Annotated in this window: 5 protein-coding genes; 1 reads left to right on the top strand and 4 read right to left on the bottom strand. The window is 41.5% G+C overall.

What is annotated here, in order from left to right; translation table 11 throughout:
* Positions 1-143: 143 nt before the first annotated feature.
* Complete coding sequence (locus QE177_RS00340; RefSeq protein WP_280550798.1) at positions 144-2468, bottom strand: MMPL family transporter; 2325 nt, start codon at positions 2466-2468, stop codon at positions 144-146.
* A 980-nt stretch (positions 2469-3448) separates the two neighbouring features.
* Between QE177_RS00340 and QE177_RS00335 the strand changes: the two genes are divergently transcribed.
* A complete protein-coding gene (locus QE177_RS00335) occupies positions 3449-4432 on the top strand; it encodes a hypothetical protein (RefSeq protein ID WP_280550797.1) in 984 nt (327 codons plus the stop codon).
* A gap of 321 nt (positions 4433-4753) precedes the next feature.
* Here the strand turns inward: QE177_RS00335 and QE177_RS00330 are convergent, their stop codons facing one another.
* From QE177_RS00330 to QE177_RS00320, 3 genes are all read right to left on the bottom strand, one after another.
* Positions 4754-5467: a 4'-phosphopantetheinyl transferase superfamily protein gene (locus QE177_RS00330; protein WP_280550796.1), complete on the bottom strand. Its 714-nt coding sequence runs from the start codon at positions 5465-5467 to the stop codon at positions 4754-4756.
* A 340-nt stretch (positions 5468-5807) separates the two neighbouring features.
* Entirely contained in the window at positions 5808-14909 is a 9102-nt protein-coding gene (locus QE177_RS00325) for a non-ribosomal peptide synthetase (protein ID WP_280550795.1), read from the bottom strand.
* Positions 14906-18784 (bottom strand): non-ribosomal peptide synthetase, encoded by a 3879-nt coding sequence (locus QE177_RS00320; RefSeq protein WP_280550794.1) that lies wholly within the window; start codon positions 18782-18784, stop codon positions 14906-14908. The genes QE177_RS00325 and QE177_RS00320 overlap by 4 nt, the downstream gene beginning before the upstream one ends.
* Positions 18785-21122 lie beyond the last annotated feature (2338 nt).

The following is a 21122-nucleotide window of genomic DNA, read 5'->3' as shown; positions in this document are numbered from 1 at the left end:
TATGTCAACAAAAATTTAACATTAATGCAGTTTTAGCTAATTATAAATTAGTTTAATGTTATAAAATTTATGACGTCAGTCTTTAGATGCAGCTGATTATAGAATATAAGTTTATGATAAATAAAAAGTAATATTAAGATGAGTTAGCTACTAAATTTTATAGTAATTTTTTCTTTACATTTAAACATCACCATGGGTGATAACAAATAAGCAACAAAAATCCCACTACATAAAACAATTCCAAAACTACTAATTGTTAAGCTATTACTAAAAACTAGTACACTTAAAGTCAAAAGTGTTGTCATCATAGCTAAAGTAATCGTAAATAAAGCACTAAGTGGTTCATTATTTGCATTAGTCAGAAAAAATGTATAATTAATACCAATGCCCAGCACTAAAACCAAAGCTAATAGTGAAAAAATATTTAGGCAATGTCCAGTAAACGCTAGCATGGCAAGGCTACTGACTAATGACAATATTGAAGGTAATAAACTAATCACCCCATGACATAGACCCAATTTAGCTATCATACAAGCAGCAATCACGCCAAGTGCCGCAAATAACAACCCCGCAATAATCATACGATATAGGCTAAATATTTCATTAAAAACCGCTTTACTATCTATCCATTCTACCCCTGGAAGTGCTTCAGCTAAGGCTGAAAGCGCAGCGCTATTGTTAACACCATCTACCGGAATCAAAATACCATTTCTACCATCTGCCAAAGTTGTCCATATCAGACGCCAACTCTCGTTGATTGAATTTTCAGCATATTGCTCAATTTGACTTAGCATTAAAGTCATTTTTAATTTTTCTAAAACATTTCCTGTACGATGATTGGCTTGGTCTTCTGTTAAAGTAAGATTGCGAACAAGGGTCGTATCGCGATATTGATTTTGTTCTGAATCAAATGGAATAAGATGATAATTTGTTAACCAACCACGTTTTTTCGCTATATTAAGTTTCATAATAAAAGCTTTAAGACGCTTGAATGTTTCTTTAGAATTATCACCATAGATCATAAACCATTTTTGATCACTCTTGTTAGTGGTTAAACTAATGATAGTTTCCTGAGATAAAATCACTGGAGGCAACACTTGAAGCGAAGAGACATCATCATTAATTTTAAACATTGCCAATCCAACTAATGACGCTATACCAACAAAAAGTGGTAATCCAATACGTAACATTTTGTATCGTTGCCAAGCTCTAAACCAGAACAATATAAAAGTTTTAGCGGGTACTGCTCTTACTGGTATGCCACGACATAACCATGGAAACCAAAAAACAACCGTTAAATATGAGCCAATAAAACTTACTGCAGCGAAAAATATCATTTGGCAAATTTCAGGAAAAGGCGTAAACATCATAATAATATAAGCAGTTACAGTAGTAATAAGTACTAATAATAATGTCGCTTGTATTTTTTTAAGACTTTGCCAAGGATCTGCTTGATGGCCATAAACCATACGTTCTGTGAGATAGTAAAGAGAATAGTCTACCGATAGCCCTATGATGCTTATGTTCATTACTAACGTAATTAAATATAATTCACCAAACACGAATAATGTAGTAATACTTGCAACTAACGCACCAATGCCAATTGATAAAAAACAAAGTAATAATGAACGAAATGAACGAAAAATAACCAAGATTAGTGAACCCATTCCCAATACGGTAATAATGCCAAAAGTAAAAATATCCTCTTTTATCTGCTGGCTCTTATAATCACTATATAGCATAGTACCACGTGATAAAATTTGTGCCTGTGGATAATCAGCCGTAAATTGTTTCGCTTTGGTTTCTAAATTTGTTACTAGCTGATCGATTCTATGCATATTAAAAGACGAATCTATCAGTTCTCCATAAATAAGATACCAATATTGCCCTTGATAATCTTGTATTATAATCCAGCCATTTTGTAGACATAACTGACTGGTATTTTGTGCTAATTTTTGCCAAGTATTAGGCATTATTATTAGAGGATCAATAAGAGAATTTTTGTAATTATCAGATAAAACGTCATAAATTTGAGAAAATATCCACTGAGCATGAGCATTATTATGATTTTGTAATACTGGTTCCGCTGGAAATTGTTCATCTTTACGACAATGAGAAAGTATGCTTCCTTCTAGTTGTTTCTGTCGTTGAGTATTAATCGGGCCTTTAACATAACTAATACCAGGTTCTAAACGCAACAATGCTAACCAATGTTCTGCCACCGATGAATCTGGCTGCTTTCCCGGACTTATTAACCATAGTAATTGTTGCTCGACCGGCTGCATAAAATCATTATCAAGCGAAGGAGATGGATGGTTTAAATTTTTTTGCGGTAACCACGTTAGAATATTGTCACTAAATCGTACATTCGGTAACAATGCTAATAATGCTATTAATAGCAAACAAATAAAGAGCCAGATAACTGCTCCCCAATGCAAAAATTTAATCGGCAGAACAGGGGTCTTCATCGTTAATCAGTGTAAAAAGCATCCATTGATATTGCCCACCAGCAGAATTAACCTGATAATTTTGCTTATCATTTAATAGAAAAGCATCTAGACAAAATAGATTTTCAAAATAATTAATCTGAATAACATTATTTAATAATTTATTTATCAAGAGAAAATATAATAGAAGCTTACGTTTAAATATTGATAAACAAGTTTTCATTACGATGAGAAAACAGCAAAAAACCCTCATAAAATCACTCCCTGACACTAAAATAAAAATATTCTTGCTATGAATTTTTTAACGCTATTTTAATTTACAGTATAAATTTACTTGCCTCAATTGAATAAAAAATGAGCAATCATGTAACGACTTCATACTAAAGAAATAAGTAAAATTGTAAAATTACCCTATCAAAAATCTATTAATAGTGTAAAGAAATATCCATCTCATAAATGAATAGTTGGTTATTTATGCTGAAAATAATTATATTTTTAACATATAAAATAAAAACATTATTCACTAATATTATAATAAAATATTTTTTATAATAAATTAGCTAAAAAAGAGGTTACCATTCACTAAGCAATAGTAAAAAAGAACTCGCATATCTTTTGTGTTTGTTAAAAAATTTGTCGTTTATATTCATTAATTACTTAATCGCTATTAGATTGTCCATTACAACAATTACTCTTCAGTTATCTTTCTTGATTAAAAATGACGATTGAGTTTTATAAGGATCACAAGAATCAATAATAAGCTTTAGTTATTTAGTATGTTTATATTTATATTCTTGTTAAATTTCACATAATAAATTTTCATAGTTATGTTTTAATTGCTATTTGTTCAATAAGAATCAGAATTTTCTTTGCTGTATACGCGTATAAATCATCTTCTTTCTGCACATTAAACTAAGGCTGTTGCCCCAAATTAAAAACATAGCGCGTCACGTGTTCTTTGTGCTAGATTTTGACTTATAAGTAACGAACTTGTGGATATCATGTTTACTATCATCAAAAAGATATTGAGAAAAAAACTCATCATCGTAGCGGTTAGCCTCACTATCGTAACGCCCTTATCAACCTTTGCTAAAGAACCGAAAAACTTCATTTATACCAGTTCCGATGATTTCGAATCGGTATCAGCCATTTTAGAACGTAGCGATATTCACGGCGTACAGATTGTTTACAATTGGCGTTTACTCGAACCAGAAAGAGACAAATACGACTTCTCGAAGATTGAAATGGATCTGTCACGCCTTAAGAAAGCTAGAAAAAAATTATTTATCCAGATTCAAGATCGATTTTTCGAACCAAATGCCCGCTACGTTCCTGATTATCTGTTGAATGATCCAATTTATAACGGTGGAGTGTCACCACAGTTTGATAATCCAGGTGAGGGAAATATGGTAGGCTCTGGTTGGGTGGCACAGCAATGGGATCCTGCGGTACGTCATCGTTATCAAGCGCTATTGGCTGCACTTGCTAAGCGTTTTGATGGCCAGATATATGGAGTGAACTTACCTGAAACTGCCATTGATTTAGATGAGAATGCTCTACCTAAAGGATTTTCCTGTGATAACTACTTCGCCAGTGAAATAGAAAATCTCGCCTTTGCACGAAAGGTGTTTACCAAATCACATGTAGTGCAATATGTTAATTTCTGGCCGTGCGAATGGAACAATGACAAAAATTATATGAGCCGATTATTCAAGTTCGCCAGTACTCATGACATTGGCCTCGGTGGACCTGATATTGTCCCCAATCGTAAGGCGCAAATGAAAAACTCATACCCCTTCTTCAATCAATACAAAAATAAATTAGCCCTTGTTGCCATGGCAGTGCAGGAGCCAACCTTAACCTACATAAATAAAAAGACGGGTAAGCCATTCAGCAAGGCCGAGTTTGTACAATTTGCTGAAGATTACCTCGGAGCCGATATCATTTTTTGGAGTACAAAATCACCGTGGCTGGCTAAAAAATAAGTAAAACTAACCACAAAGCATATGTTTTTTTAATCAACAAAGAACTCAGGAAAAAAAGGGTTCAGCGATATACTCATCACAAATTAATAAGCTGAAAAATGATTTAAAAGCAAAAAGCGTTAAACCAAATCTAGTCTGACAAAAGGGATGTGAACAACGGAAAATGATTCAATATGCGATAACTAATATGCCTTGCCCCCGCAAGGCATATTAAATAATGTTACTAATTTAGGTTCTTCTCTCCATTAGTACTGCCTAAAAAATTTCTTTTACTTACACCTAGCTATAAACGTTGTTATCCTGAGAGATAACCTTGATATTTCAGGCAAAGAAAGTAATAACCTGATTGTCGCGCAAGATATAATAGCCCACTATCTGGCTACCTTTTGCTCGATACTGAGTGAGCGATTGGGTCAATTCGAGTGTAATTCGTTGATGTAAAACCTCTATTTTACAAACTCTGGCTGCTTCAAAACCAAACAAATGTCTGACTTCAGGGTAGAGTGCCTTGAATAAACTTTCTTTGGCGGAAAACGTAATTAATAATGCGATTTCATAATCAATACCACTATCCACCAGCAGTGCTTGTTCATCCAAAGAAGAAAAAAGATTTGCTGTCTCTCTTATTGTTAACGAAGAGAATGTCTCGATATCGACGCCTGGTATCAGGCCTGCTTCCTGTGACGTCACTAACGCGATAGCATATCCATCGGTATGAGAAAGGCTACCACACCATCCTGATGGCCAAACTGGTGCGCGATCCCACCCAATACCGGGTGTGTTATTACATCCTTCAATTTGAAGCAGTATTTTAGTTGCATATCGTACTGCCACATATTCTGCTCGACGTTTAACCACCGCGGAATTTAGTGATTGAGGAAAAGGAATAGCAAAATAGGCAAATAATTCGTCCTGATAACAGCGAATATCAAAATTAACCAAACAGTAACGTAAGCAAGGTAAATGGATAACCATCCCCACCTCAAAATAGCGAATAAAAGGTGGAGCAGAGCCAGTCGTGATTGAAGTGAGCATTTAACTAATCTATCGCTAATAACAACCAAAATAAAAATCTATAAAACAATTAATTACGCCATTATGAATAGCCACTTAAAAGTGAGCCATTTTTCATCTCCAGTGAAGGTTTAATTTTGCTCCACCTTTTCTTCGCGTCAGCTTGCGTCATATTGTTTCCAATACACTTTTTTAACCAATAGCCTTTCTTTTTTCTGTACGATTGGTAAAGCTGCACCTAGCACACACTCTTTGCCACAAAGGTCAAAACTCTTTACATAACCAATCAATGTTGTCAGATTTGTTTTGCACTTTCCCTTCAACATTCATTGGTTTTGCAAGCAAGGCTATCCCTCGCAAGTTAGGTTAATGCCTGCTCGAGCATAGGCGAATACGTAGTCACGGCGCTATCGTTGATGACATTGGCGATAATTCGATTTAGTTGACTGAATAATTGTTTCCCGTTGTTGCTGTTCAAAATTGAGTAGTGGTTACCTTCAATACAAATACACTCGGCTGTTTTAAGTTGCTGACGCCAGAATTGCATCGCCTGTTGGCTCTGACTAGCATAAATCAGATAGGTAATTACTCGCGGCGGGCAACTCGGAATGAAACTACGTAGGCAAGTGAGGTTACGCCGGAAAGCTTGTAGTAGATTGCCGACATAATTTCGCGTAAAGGGTGACAGGTCTAATCCATCACTCTCTTCCCCCATCATCAAAAGTTTCACCTGTGGCAGAGTAATGTCATGCAGTTTGTAATTCAGTTCCTTAGCAAACCCATGCAGTTGAGAGTCATCCGTTGGTGGCGTTTGCCATGCGCTGGCAGCAGGCGGATCTAGCATGACTAAAACCGGTTTTTTGCTCTGGAGTTCGGACATAGCTGCCATCTGATAGGCTAACAGCGCACCAAATGACCATCCCACAATAATCAGAGGGCAATTTTCTTTCAGCTGTGGTAATACCTGGCGGCAGTAAACCGCGGCTCGTTCAACAAGCGTGTCTTCGGTAAGTATCTGTCCACCTAACATAGGATCTTGGATCTGAATAACGCCGATCCGGCTATCCAGCATTTTCAACATTTCCCGATAAGCCAATAGATCTCCGCCAATCGGGTGAAGTAAAACGATCTGAGCCAGTTCTACCTTATTGACCTGCTGTGCTGGTTTGGCCGTATCCTCAGTAATAAAACGATAAAGTGCCTCAGGTGTATCAAGTTGCATAAATTCAGCAAGCGTAAATGGGCGAGGCGATTTATTATTCAACTCATCCAGTAGTTCTAGCGCCTGAATGCTGTCACCCCCCATACTCTCCCAGGAAGTGTCATTGTTACTTTCTGCAAGACCAAGATGTTCCGCGTACAGTTTTCTAATCAATGGTAATGAAAATTTATCAGCGGTATCAAAACTGGCGACCACCGATGGACGGGATGGTATATGTTGTTGATAAAACCAACGGGATTCGGCAAAACCCGTTGTGCATACTAACTGCTGGATTTGCGGTGAACTCATTGCTTGATAGAGCATTTCAGCCCCCTCACGACGAGTGATACCGATACTCAAATGCAGCAGATTATCATGACGACGCAGTCCAGCCGGAAGTTCATGAATTGACATACCGCCATCCTGCCAGATATCCCAGTTGATTGTTCGATAGCAACAATTTTGCTGGCTTGCGGCTTTAGCTGCTACCCACGCATCCAAATATCCGTTAGCACAAGCATAACTCAGCTGTCCAACACCACCATGAATAGCTGACATAGAGGAGGAGCAAATAATCCAACGTGGCTCCAGTGTTTGTAGGATCTCCAGCGCTGCGCAGCTACGAATTTTTTCCTCAACCACGGAGAAATCGTCAACACACTGGTGACGAGCAATAAGCGCACCCGCTGGCACGCCAGCACAGTGTAAAATTCCCTGTATATGGTTATAACGCGCTTGCAACAAGTTGGTTAGTGATTGCACCTCGGTTATGTCGGTGATATCGCAACTCAGCGATTCGTATTCACACTGACCGGCTAAATGTAAAGTGACCGGGTCTTTATTTACACGGCGTGAAACAAGAACAAATTGGCTATGTGGTGCAATGGCAGCAATTGCCTGTACTAAAGCTTGGCCGATACCACCGCTACCACCGAGTACAACATAAGTGCCTGATGGCAAAAGCATGGGTAATTGATGTAGTGGTTGCTCTACCAGCGGTTGATAGCTGAGCTTTAACCATTGCTTGCTGCGCCGTGCATATACTATGCCATGCTGACTCAGACCATATCCGATAGCAACAGTAGGACTATTAGCACAGCAATCAAAAAGTGCACAATGTATCTGTGGGTGTTCCTGCATAATAACATTCAGTGCACTGGTTAACATCGCCTGTTCCGGGAGAATAACTTCCCCTGCTGCCGTACTTAATGCATTGACGGTGAGTAGATTCAATTCTAGCGTGCGATTCGGCAGGCACTGGCTAGCTGCCTGTATGACATGAGTTAGATTTAACAACAGCTCAACAGCGCTCTCACCAACAGAAGAAACCCACAGAATTTGTACATTTCCTGCAGTGTTTGCTGCCTGTTTTAATAGATGGTCGAGTTTCTCTTCTGGTGATAACACCAGCACCTGACGTGCCGTCAGCTGTACATTATCGGGCAATATGCCAATCACCAGGCAGAGATCTGCGACCGTCATCTGAGGTTGAGCTACTACTTGCCAGCAAGGCGTGTAACGCCACTGTTTAGTGGCTAGTTTTGCCGGAACCTCAGCAGGAAGTAACATAAAAGGAGCAAAGTTAAAATTGGTGGTAGAAAACTGCCAGCTTGCAGGATGATTATTGACCCGGCTGACTGGCCAACTACTTTCTTCGTCCAGCAACCAATCACGGCACTGCTGAGCCTGAGCAGGAGATAGTTGCTGATTATTTTGCAGTCTATCAATTCGCCGTAATATCTGCTGATTGTTTTGTCCCTGTGTTAACCAACTTTCCATTTCTGCCTGCGCTTTAGCCAAATCGTTCCATATACCGAGATGGCGTATTGGCTGCGGTTTATGCAGTGATAAACGTGCGCAAAGGGTAGATAAATCCAGCGAAGAGGTACGCATGACATTCAACACTTGAACGATAAGCTGTTGTAACGCCTGTGGCGTCGCGGCAGAGAAGGGTGCCAGACAGCTCCCTTGTTGCTTAACTGAATGCGAACAGCGCTCTTCTTGCCGCGGCTCACGCAAGATAAGGTGCGCGTTAGTTCCACCCATGCCAAAACTACTGACGCCAGCATAACGTAGTGTATCACTTTTCCACTGGCGACTGGTGGCACTGGTAGTAAACGGTGTTTTATCTATTTCTAGCAATGGATTAGCACGTTGATAGCCTACATTAGCAGGCAGTACCTGATGATAGAGTGCTAAAGCAGCACGGATCAACCCTAAGATACCGGCTGCTGGCCCGGCATGACCGAGCTGACTTTTTACTGACGAGATATGGCAGAAACCTGTTTTGTGGGTTGTCGATGAGAATGCTCGGCTAAGTGCAGCAATTTCGATCGGGTCACCCAGCGGTGTTGCTGTGCCGTGAGCTTCAACATAACCAATTCGATCGGCAGCTATTCCAGCACGGGTTAATGCCGAACTAATCACTTTTGCCTGTCCAGCAACAGAAGGCGCGGTATATCCCGCCTTATCGCGACCATCATTATTAATTGCACTACCAGTGATAACGGCATAAATGCGATCATTGTCGCGCCGAGCTGCCGCCAATGGTTTAAGGATCACGACGCCACACCCATTGGTCGTCAGCGTGCCATCCGCATTGTCACTGAACGGATTAGTACTACCTTGTCTAGAGAAGATATGGCCCGGCGCCCATTTATACCCCTGCACGGCATCTGGATCGATATTTACCCCAGCCACTACCATCATTTCAGCATCACCCATGTTTAATGCATTGCATGCCTGATGCACTGCCACCAGAGAGCTTGAACAGCCAGTTTGTACCGTTAGCGCCGGGCCACCTAAGCCAAGGTAATAAGCCACTTTCGTTGCCACAAAATCCTTCTGATAAGATAAACCTAAGAAAAAAGGATCGCTATTACGACTTTCAGTGCAATTTCTCCGCTCTAACCAGCGCTGGTAAAATGCATCGCCTGTACTAGCCACTATACCAACCGACGCCAGATCTTCCCTGCTACTATAGCCGGCATTTTCTAACGCCTGTACTACACTCATCAACATATGGCGCTGTTGTGGATCCATACGTTTTGCTTCTTGTGGCGAAATACCAAACCAATTTGGATCGAAGTCGAAAATGCCTGATAGCGATGAACGTACTGCCACTTTACGCTCTTCATCATCGCTGCCAATAGTAAGCAACGATCTATCACGCTCTACCAACTCGCGAGAATCCATAACAGCATGCCAAAATGTTGCCAGATCAGCACATTGACTGACATTGATTGCCATTCCAATCACCGCAATGGTGTTTTCGTCTGTTGGGCTTTCGGTCAACCTGGTTTGTTCCGTTGCGGTTGATAGGATAGAAGGCGGCGTCATTGTTTCACCCGCTAAAAAATAGCTCAATTCATCAATACTTGCATGCTCAAACAGATCGTTAAGTTTGAGAGTAGTTGCGCCAGCCTGAATTAACGCTACATGGATTTTTATCAGTCGTAACGATGTTAATCCCAGGGCAAAAAACTTAGTCTGCTCACTACTAGGTTTCCTACCCAACTCTTTCTCTATTAGCTGGCTTAATAAATAGCGCCAGTCTGCCACCGATCGCTGATTTGTTGCTTGCCGTCTGATAATGTGTTGTACGCTGAGATTATCATCTGGTAGCGGGTGCCATAACAACCTGGCTAAACCCGCCCGGTCTATTTTGCCACTCGGAGTCGTACTAAGTGCATCTACCACACGAAATTCCATTTTTAAAGCGCCGGCTGGCAACCACTGCTGTAATCGTTGATATAACTCGGTCGTTGATACTTGGGTCTCTGGTGATTTAAGACGCAAATAGGCTAGCAACTGTCCTTGCTGCGCCATCACTGCCACTGAATGGAAATAGCCGCTTTCTAGCAGTAGTGTTTCCAACTGCCCGCATTCTACTCGATAGCCATTAATTTTGACTTGATGATCGAGCCGCTCCAGGTAATTAAGTCGCCCTTGGCTATCATAATGGCCTATATCTCCGGTCAAATAAGCTAACTGATGCTGTCCGTTCAGTGAGAGCTGGCAGAATTTTTGCTGATTAGCGCTGGGATTATTTTGATAGCAGGGCCATACGTGCATCCCGGTAATCGCAATCTGACCGATTTGTTGTTGATCATCCAACAATTGATTGCTTTCATCAACGATATACACCCCGCAATTATCTGCCGGATAACCGACTGGAACCGCTGTTGGCCAGTTATCTGGCTCACCCTGCAAGGTATAACTGGTGACGACGTGAGTTTCTGAAGTACCATACATATTAATAAGTCGGGAACCGGGGGATTGACGAAACAGATTTTTAATCGCCTCAGTACAAAAAAGCATCTCTCCAGCACTGACTATTTCGCAAAGGCAATTAGGCTCAATTTTCAATGCCTGGGCAGTCTCAGCTAAAGATTGCAAAACGATATAGGGAATATACAAGCGCTCAACACGCTCAGTTTGTATAAATCGCAGCAAAGCCTGATGGTCACGACGAAAAGCGGGTGGGGCTAACAACAGTGTCCCGCCAGTACACAACGTAGTGCAGATCTCCTGATGAGAAATATCAAAGGAGAGAGAGGTAAACTGTAAGGTACGCGCTGGTTTGTCCAGCCCGATACGATTTTGCCATTGAACAATATTCAGCATCAGACTGTGGCGTGCTGCCAGTTCTTTGGGCAACCCAGTGGAGCCAGAAGTATATACCTTATACATCAAAGTATCTGCATTAACCGCTTCATCAGGGGATAACGGTGACTGATTTATAACTTGCAAATAACCATCAATCGGAATTAATGGCAATTTTGATTGAGCTATTAATAACGGCGAAGCGGCATGAGCTTGATCCACCATCACCGCATCGATTCCAGCGGTGGTTAAAATATGGTTAATAAGTTTATCTGGGTAGTTTACATCTAACCCGACAAAACAGATACCGCGACTAGCCATAGCTAAAATGGCAATAATCGCGTGCCGGTCTGCATGAGCATGGATTGCCACTACACTGCCATAGGGCAATTTCCACTGTTGACTGAGAAATATTTCCATGCGCGCTACCTGTTCCATTAAGTCGGAATAGGTCAGCGTCACACCATTATTATCGACCAAGGCCAAAGCATTGGGAGTCAGATTTCGCTGGTGATCAAGCCAGACTCGAAGCGTATCAAAGGTGAGCGCCTGTTGCTGTCCCTGATTAACAATAACAGTGGCAGCGGATGAAGGGGGAAAGCAAAATTGGGTTGAAAGTGTGTTCATAACAGCTGACTCGCAGGTTAAATTTTGTAACAGACGGATCCACTGGCTAGCAAAAAAATGGGCCTCCTCACGACTGAACAACGCCGTCTGATACTCCAGAATCACTTCTGTTGCCATCCCCTGTGGTGTCACACAGACCAAAAATGGAAATTTGGCACTGCCGATGTCTGGTACACTGCCTTTTATCTTCAAGCCTGGCAATTCTAGGCAAGAAAAATCGGTGTTCTCCATAACAAATACCAGGTCGAATAGGGATTTTCCCTCCGCCTGCATAGCGCAAGCCAGTTCGGTTAAGTCTGCATAGTTCACCGTGTGATAGCGGAAAATATTTTTTAACTCTTGCCCCGAACGATCCAGGAAGCTAGCCAATGTGTCATCCGGCAATATCTGTTCATGCCATACCAGCGTATTGACTAGCATACCAATGATTTTTTCACTATTTGGCAAAAAACGACCGGCATCAGGGAAACCGATAGTGACAGCACTCTGTTTTCGCCACTGTCCCCAGCACCATCCCAACACACTAAGTAGCAATCCAGCTAGTGTCATCCCTTGTTTTTTTGCCAGCACTTTTATAGCCTGAGTCGTCTGTGGGTCGATGATTAGCTGCTGACGCTCACCCGCCATATCTGCAGCTGGAGTTAAACCATAGCGTCGCCGTATTGCTAGTATCTCTGGCAGTCTTTCCCGCCAAAAATTTAGACTCTGCTTATAACTATCTTTCTGATAATAAAGATTTAATGCGGCAGTATGATGTAATAGTGAGTAGTTTAGTGGAACCAACCCAACTTGTTGGTCGCGCTGTAGCGCCGCATAGCACTGACTCAGCTCACGGAGTAAAATATTCATCGACTCACCATCAATGAGCGCATGGTGCATATTCAGCAACAGCACTTGCCGATCTCTATCTGTGGTGAGTAAACAAGCACGCAGAGCAATCTCTTGACCTAACTGAAAAGGTTGTCTGAACCACGCTTTAGCCCAGTTAGACCAGCAATCATCGCTCACTTGTTGATGCACAAGGGTGAAATCAGTGTACGGAACAACCCGTTGCAATAATTGTTGCGAATTTATGTCAAACTCAAGCCGAGTGCGGAAAGCGCCATGGCGTTTTACCAGTATATTTAACGCCAGTTCAAGGCATTTGTCGTCTATCAGTCCCTGAAATTCAAACAGAAAAGGGGTTGCATAAGCATAAAGACTGGGATCACGCTGCTGTATAAACCACATTCGCAATTGTTCGCTCGAGGCCACATGGCTAATATCGTTATCAAACGTAATGGTTGCCTGTGCTGCAACAGGCTGTAGCCTAGCTAGTACCTTACTGACGGGTGTGTTATAGAGTAATTCAGCAGCTGTCACCACCGCCTGCCCTGCTGGAACTTGCCAGGCCGATAACATTCTCATGGCCGTCAGCGAATCACCGCCGTTATCTATTAAAGAAAGTTGCGGGTTGAAATTGTCGTGGTGCAGCAGAGATCTCAGTGCCGCCTCAGCATCCTGTTCACTACCCAGTTGTAACTCTTTTGACTGATTTTGCATCGTCAGTGTTTGAAATAAAGCCTGACGATCAATCTTACCATTTTGTGTCAATGGCAAAGCGGGTAAGCTGTGGACTTCATGGGGAAGCATCCAGCTGGGAAGACGTGATTTAAGAAAATCTATTAGATGATCGGCTTTACCACTGACAAACGCCACTAACTCAATGGATACCTCATTTTCACGCGTCAACACGACTGCCGCTTCAATATTCGGTGCCAAGAGAATATGTTGTTCCAACTCATTAAGATCAACGCGAAAGCCACGAACTTTGACCTGACTATCAATGCGTGCCAACCACTCCAGTTGACCTTGATTGTTCCAGCGTGCCTTGTCACCGGTGCGATAACAACAAATTGGTGTGGACGTAAAATGGCAATCGACAAACTTTTGACGAGTGGTTTGCTCATCTGCGTAATAGCCCAGAGCCACACCAGGGCCAGAAAGATAAAGCTCACCACTTTCGCCATCGCTAACCAGTTCCCCTTCCGGTGTCAAAACCCAACACTGCGTTTGTCCTATCCCTTGCCCGATCGGCAGTCGGTCACCAGTGAAATCTTGTGGTACTGGCCAAGCAGTAGCAAAAGTACTGCATTCCGTAGGTCCATAAACTTGGATCAGCTGGGGTGGATTTGGCATAAACTGACGATAAAACTGGCGAACAGCTTTTGGCCTCAGCGCTTCTCCTCCCACTAATAAGCAGCTTATCGAGGCCAGCAAAGGGGCTGAACCTAATATTAATGAGTGGAATAATGCAGTGGTAATAAATAGTACATCCACCGCAGCAGCAGGCTTCAGGTCACTATCAGTTCCCTGATAACAGAGCATATCTGGCGTGAGCATGACTGTATATGCCCCATTGGTTAACGCTGCCCAAAAATCAAAACTGAAAGCATCAAAAGCGGGCGTCGAAACCGAGCCTACCCCCTGACCAGGTAGGATAGTGACATAATCTGGCTGCCAGGCCATATGAAGGATCCCTTGGTGACTAACAGCCACTGCTTTCGGCTTTCCAGTGGTACCTGAGGTATAAAATAGGCAGGCACATGCCTGTGGTATTGAATGGTATCCCAGAAATGTACTGACAGGACTGGCTTTAGGTAACTGACTGTAATGAACCCAGTGTATAGTCTGCGGTACAGCACAATTTATAACAGATGACGTCAGCACCAGCGCCGGCGCTACATCCTCTAATAGTTGTTCTAAACGGGCTTGAGGTGTATGGGGTTCAACACAAAGATAACTTGCCCCCAGCTTTAGTACAGCCAATATCGCTATCGCCATATCGGCACCTTTTTCCAAATGCAGGACAATAATATCGCCAGGTTTTCCAACCAAAACAGCCAGTTTGGCCGCCAACATAGCACTTTTCTCATCCAGTTCACGATAGCTCAAACACTGCTGTGCATCGACCCAAGCATCGGCCTCAGGTGTTGTTTGCAGCCAATGGTGAAAAGCAGCCAGTAAATTCTGCGGTTTTTCGATGTTCATAGGCATACATCCTCAACCATCTCTTGACAATGTTCGGCCATGATATCTTCCACCATCGCCGCCACTTTTTGCACGTGGGGTGGATCCATTAACGACCAATGATTACCTGAGGTAGGCAACGCAATTAACTGAGGGATAACTTGGCGCCAGGATGCGGCAGCACGTTCAATATCAAAGGTGTACTCTTTGTCACGTACCTGAATCAACCAGGCACGGCCAGAAAAATGGGGAACCTCAGTTATACCGGTAAGTAACAGACGGTGGTGATTGTATAAGCTGTGATAACGATCAATATCCTCTTCACGAATATCTGGAAATATGCCATCAAAACGACATAGTTTCTGTTTAAATTCATCCAATCCCATTTGTGGGATACAACGCACCATTTCGGGATAAGGGTAGCCGGTATCAAACATAATAATTTTGCTATGGTGGAAGCCTCGTTGTTGAAGCTTGCGCGCCATTAATAATGCCATCAACCCACCTAATGACCATCCGCATAGTATATGCGGTTGATTGATCAGATGTTCAATTTGAGTGAGGTAATGGTCTGCCATTGCATCAAAACTGGGTAAAAATGACTCTCCCTCTTTTAAACCTTGCGCCTGAATACCATGTATGCCGAGATCACGATTGAGCGCATTAGCCAATTTGAGATAACAATAAGCGGTACCGCCACCTGGATGGATACAGATAAGGTGGCGCTTGCCGTCACGAAAGGTCATTAAATTTTCTGCGCGCGTATTTTGTGGTTGGCTACCTCTAGCGCGTGTCCGTAGTAAAACCGCGAGTTGCTCAATAGTTGGATACCGAATTAATTCAGTCAAAGTAAGGAGTTGGCCAATCTCTTTTTCAACCAGATTTACCAGCCTTAATGCATCCAGCGATGAACCACCTAGTTCAAAAAAATGGCTATGGATATCAATCGTCACGTTAAGAAAAAGCTGCGAAAAAAGCGTATACAGTTTCATCTCAATGTCATTACGAGGCGCAATAAATTTGTCGTTTCGCGGCCTTTCAATCACCCGCATCGCTTCTAAGGCACGCAAATCAAATTTACCGTTCACCGTCAATGGCATTTTTTCAATTTGTTGCAGATACCGCGGAATCATATATTCTGGCAATTTGTTAGCTAGCTCTCTACGCACTTGATTGCTATCCAACGCATCATTACTGATATAAAAGCCATGTAGTTGCCGATGACCGGCTTCTCCCGGCGCAATTACCACACCGAGAATAACACCCGGTACATCTTCCAGTGCCAGGCGCACCTCTTTTAACTCAACACGATAGCCCCTGATTTTGACCTGATCATCGCGTCGACCTACAAAGATCAATCCCTCTTCGCTCCAGTAACCGTAATCACCGCTGCGATAAGCCCTAACTTTTTCTTCCTTAGCGCCCGGTAGGATAATTTCAACAAAGGCATTTTTATCTAAATCTGGCCGATGATGGTAACCACGTGCTAATCCCTGCCCGGCAAAATAGAGTTCACCAATCGCACCATCGGGAACATGTTGCTGGTGCGAGTCAAGAATATAGACCTGCATATTATTGGAAACCCAGCCAAGCGGAACCGGGCCGTTGATTTCGCCATATGCAGCATATGCAAAACTGTAAACACAAGTTTCCGCCGGACCGTAGATATTAAACAAATTTTTGATACCGGCCTGCTGGGCAGCGCGCACCGCTGTAGGGTTGACAACATCACCGCCGAAAATCAACGTATTAACGGTTGAGAAAAGCGCGGCCTTACCAGATTGCATGTAGCTATCAAATAGTCCCGTCGTTAAGAAAATATTGTCCGGTTGATAATTCACAATCAGCTGCTGCATACGGTGTGGATCAGCAATGGCTTTTCGTTCCGGGGTGATAACCGTCGCGCCATGAATCCAAGCTGACCATAACTGTAGCGTTGCACAATCAAAGGTTTCATTAGCGGAATAGAGAACACGCTGCGATATTGGTAGATGTAACGGCTGATATAAAGTACTCATCACTGAACGGTGTGATAATGCCACACCTTTGGGCGTGCCTGTGGTCCCGGAGGTAAAAATTAGGTGACTCAGATCTTCGACCGACCCTTTCGGTCTCTGGCCTAAGGAAGATCTGGCTGCAAGCAGCGACGCTTGAGCTTCTTCTAGCAGGAGGGAAATTTCCAATTGTGGTAATGCTAGAGCAAACATTTGTGGTTGATCAACTAACAATAAATCTGGCTGTACTACCCCCTTCATTACTGCTTTACGCTCCTCCGGCGCACTACGATCAATACAGTAATAAATCATGCCTGCATACTGCACCGCCAGAATAGCAATCACCAACTGCGCCAGAGGTTCAATATGCAACATCACAATCATTTGGCGTGGATCAGTAAACGTCGTGTTTAAATGTGTCGCGATATGGGTAGCAAGATGATGAAGCTGGCCATAACTCCACTCTTGACCGGTCACATCATCGATAAGCGCAATATGATCAGGTTGTTCTAACACATGGGTATAGAATTGTTGTGCCAACGTATGGGCAGGCCAAGCTACAGTGGTCGCATTACGTTGATGTATATTGGCTATCATGTTCGGCGTAAGCAGTTGCAAATCGCTGATATGCTGGTCAGAATTTACCAATACCGTATCTAACGCTAATTGATATTGCGCCATAAAAGCGCTAAATAGCCCATCCTGATTAATACTTGGCGCTATATTTAAACGTAAATGGATTTCACCATTTTCTGCCTGGCAATACAGTAGTTGCAGGTCATTACTGCTCTCGATAAATTCATAATTTTCACAAACAGTGACGCCATCACTGAAACGATAGGTATGGTTTAATGCAACCGTTTCAGCAAACATCAGATTGAACCGCTCAAATGAATGATCTTTTTTCTGTTTACGCAACGCGCCAATGATATTTGCCAAAGGGATATGCTTTGCCTTTTTCCAGTGTTTGCGTTGCAAAATGATTTGTTCAAAGAGGTTAGACCAACTCAAATCTGCGGTAAAATGGTGACCTAAAATGACCGTGTTGACCCAGCATCCGCCTTCTTCCCGGTGAGAGGGTGGGCGCATACTTACTGGTGAGAGCATGAAAATATCATTTTGACCCGATAATCGGTGAAGTAAACCAACAAATATTGCCTGTAAAATAATATGCCGAGTTACGTTGTGCTGGTCAGCTAAAACCTGAATACCCTTCACAATATATTCAGATAAAGATAACGTTTTACTTTCTACTTTTTCATTTTGTTTCGCATTGCGGGGTAGCATTAATTGACATTGTTGGCCGATTAAATCTTGTGCACGTTGTTCGGCCAACGCCAACTCTGATTGAGTTAAACTATTTTCTGGCTGTTCACTGGTAAAATAACACGCTGGAGATGGCCATCCAGGTAATGGTTGAGATTCTATTAATAATTGATAAAAACGTTGGACATTACACATAAGCTGACGAAATGAAGTGCCATCAATAATTAGATGATGAATGACAAGATTTAAAACATGCACCATCTGCTGATCGTTTTCACCTAGATAGCATAAGCACCATTTAAATAGTGGCGTCACTCCAGGCACCAATCGCTGTTGGTAAAGTGTATTAAGATTATCTTTGCCAGACTGCTGCGGTGAATGGTGCTGTGAAAAATCATAATACTCACCTTGTGTCGACACCTCTACCTGACGTTTGATTAATTCGTTTTGCCATAAAAACGTCCACTGAAAGCTTGGTTGCTTTAGTGCGTGGGACACAGCCAACATAAACATTTCACGATTAAGTTTACCGGTTAATTTTATTGAAAAAAGGGTATTGGAAATTTCAGCGTTATCAGATGATTTATCGGACAAATAAAACGCATTTTCCCACTTAGTCGCAACCCATTGTGTCATGGTCTATTTTTTCCTTATATTTTGTGAGAAAGGGTAACTCCGCTGCATTGCTAGATTTTCGTTGATAGTAAATAGCAGGTGGTTATTACATTTGCTTAATCGCAAAAACACTTATCAATCTGATGCATGCTCAATCACATGAAATACATTGCGTCATAGGTTCTGTAATGGTTAGCCCAAATTATCCAGTTTGTTTGATCAGTCGCTGCGGTGTTCACTCACCAATCTTGGTAACAAACGTTCCATCAGACTGTTATCCCAGCAATTACTACTTCGACTCACACCTTTGTGTTATCCGCTAATGCCAGAACATTTCTTAATACTTACGGCTGGTATAGTGGCGCTCTTACCTACTAATCGGCCGCATAACACCTAAACAATCTATTACATGCTCGCTGTCAGCATCATGCTGGACGAGCGCGGCAACATCACCAACACACCGCTAATCAATCTGGAAAAGGAAGCCACCACACCAAACTTAACCATCGTTGACTAACCACAAACTGCCTCTCAAGCCGATTTGGCATTTCAACATTTCATTTGTATTTGCTCAGTTAACCGACGATATCAAGCATCTTCAAACCTCACTTGTGCGGGGAAGTATTAGATATGAAGGTTTTTCAGGTTGTAGCGTTACAACCTCTGAGAGTTGAGAGTTTTCACTTTCACTACCAATTTGAAACACGATTAGTAACCCAGAACAAAATGGCAGCTATCGTTAGTATTTTTAAAAATCTATATACATATCATTAACCTAGAGCAAATAACGGTTTTAATACGTTATCTTCTTTATTTGTTTATTTTTGTGCATAGTTTCACATTTCCCAATGTATTTGGCGTTTTATAAACAACTAAAACTGGTCACCTGGCTAAATTGTTAATGAAAATAACTATTTTTACTCATTACAAGTTAATATTTGATTATTTCTTTGATTTATTAAGATAAGGGATTGTTATATGCTTACTTTTATTTATTTTATTAAAAATAAAATTGTGGTTAAACACAGCGATAACTTAATTGAAAATAGTGGTTTGTTTAGTAATGTTAAGATCTACAATGTTAAACATAAATCTCACAATAAATAATAACCTAACTTTTGATTGACGATTTCTCGTATTTCGTTAAAAACTATAGTAAAGCATATAAAGATGGAAATAGAATGGTGGGATATAGTCAATAATTAATTACTAAACAAAGGATGTCATGACGCAATATGATATCCCTTTAACTCAATTGATATCACTTCTGACTTAACCTATTAAATTCCTCATGACAAATTTTAGCTCTACATCATTATCTACTTCTATTCTGAATGATTAATTTATTGATATGAAATTCATTTCCCAATTAACAGGGTTGGATAAATAGTTTTATAAGCTCATGCAAGATAATGAATTCCTCAAGCCGATAAAATTAGGTCGTAGCTCTTTAGCTGAAGAGCCTAGTTGAAAACGGGTTACAGGATCGAATTACTGAATCCAAAATTTAATCAACGAATAACGATCCCGTGCTACAACATTAGTGCCCACCTTTAAATCACATCAGATTAACGTTAAAAAATATCATGCTCGCCTACGCCATTATCAACTCTAGTTGGATGGCTTTACCAAACTCGCTGTTTGCCAGGGAATGTGTTATCCACTTATTCAAAACAACCACCAACTGAGGATGGCTAACATGCGCTTTCCTGATATCGGCAGTACACCCGCTGTCCTTGTATACCTGTATCGCTTAATACACAGTAAAACGCTTCCTGAGCCCTTATCTATTCAATCTGATTGTATATCAACTTAGAGGTTGATGACTGACTATTACGCTATCAGCCGATGCTAGAAGTCATTCTACTTAACAAATACATCTGGCTTGGGTAACGTTCTTTTGCTAATAAACTAATTAGCCTGTTTAAATCGTCCAATACTCTAAGTTACGTCCCAAACTGATGTGGTTGTTTTGGTATATTTGCTGCTAGGCTTTCCATAAGATGATTAGCTGAATAATATCTTGAAAGATGAAAACGGAAAAACAACTGAGGGAATGGCTGGTTGGAAGACTTGGAAAACTCGGGGTTGGAGCGGATAATGGATGATTATGTGTCGCTTGGTCAGTGATTATGACGAGTATTCCCCGAATACTAGACAAAAAAGAATCTCACCACAGATCTTTGACGTAGAAAACTGCAGAAAATTTTGAGTGAAAAAGCTTTGAATATATGAAGTAGAGTCCATGACGCAATAACTAAAGTAACATACAATAAAGCAATATGGACTGAGACAGACAAGAATATGCAAACAAATACTACAAAGATGTGGAAGTATTTTTAGACATACGTTAGATGTG

Origin of the sequence: Arsenophonus sp. aPb, from assembly GCF_029873475.1 — a bacterium.
In the GTDB taxonomy this organism is placed as follows: domain Bacteria; phylum Pseudomonadota; class Gammaproteobacteria; order Enterobacterales; family Enterobacteriaceae; genus Arsenophonus.
The sequence above is the reverse complement of the archived record's forward strand: the minus strand, read 5'-3'. Positions and strand labels throughout refer to the sequence as shown.

Bases quoted from the DNA above. Each gene is read 5' to 3' on its own strand.
- QE177_RS00330 (WP_280550796.1), bottom strand. From the start codon at position 5,467: ATGCTCACTTCAATCACGACTGGCTCTGCTCCACCTTTTATTCGCTAT.
- QE177_RS00325 (WP_280550795.1), bottom strand. From the start codon at position 14,909: ATGAACATCGAAAAACCGCAGAATTTACTGGCTGCTTTTCACCATTGG.
- QE177_RS00340 (WP_280550798.1), bottom strand. From the start codon at position 2,468: ATGAAGACCCCTGTTCTGCCGATTAAATTTTTGCATTGGGGAGCAGTT.
- QE177_RS00335 (WP_280550797.1), top strand. From the start codon at position 3,449: ATGTTTACTATCATCAAAAAGATATTGAGAAAAAAACTCATCATCGTA.
- QE177_RS00320 (WP_280550794.1), bottom strand. From the start codon at position 18,784: ATGACACAATGGGTTGCGACTAAGTGGGAAAATGCGTTTTATTTGTCC.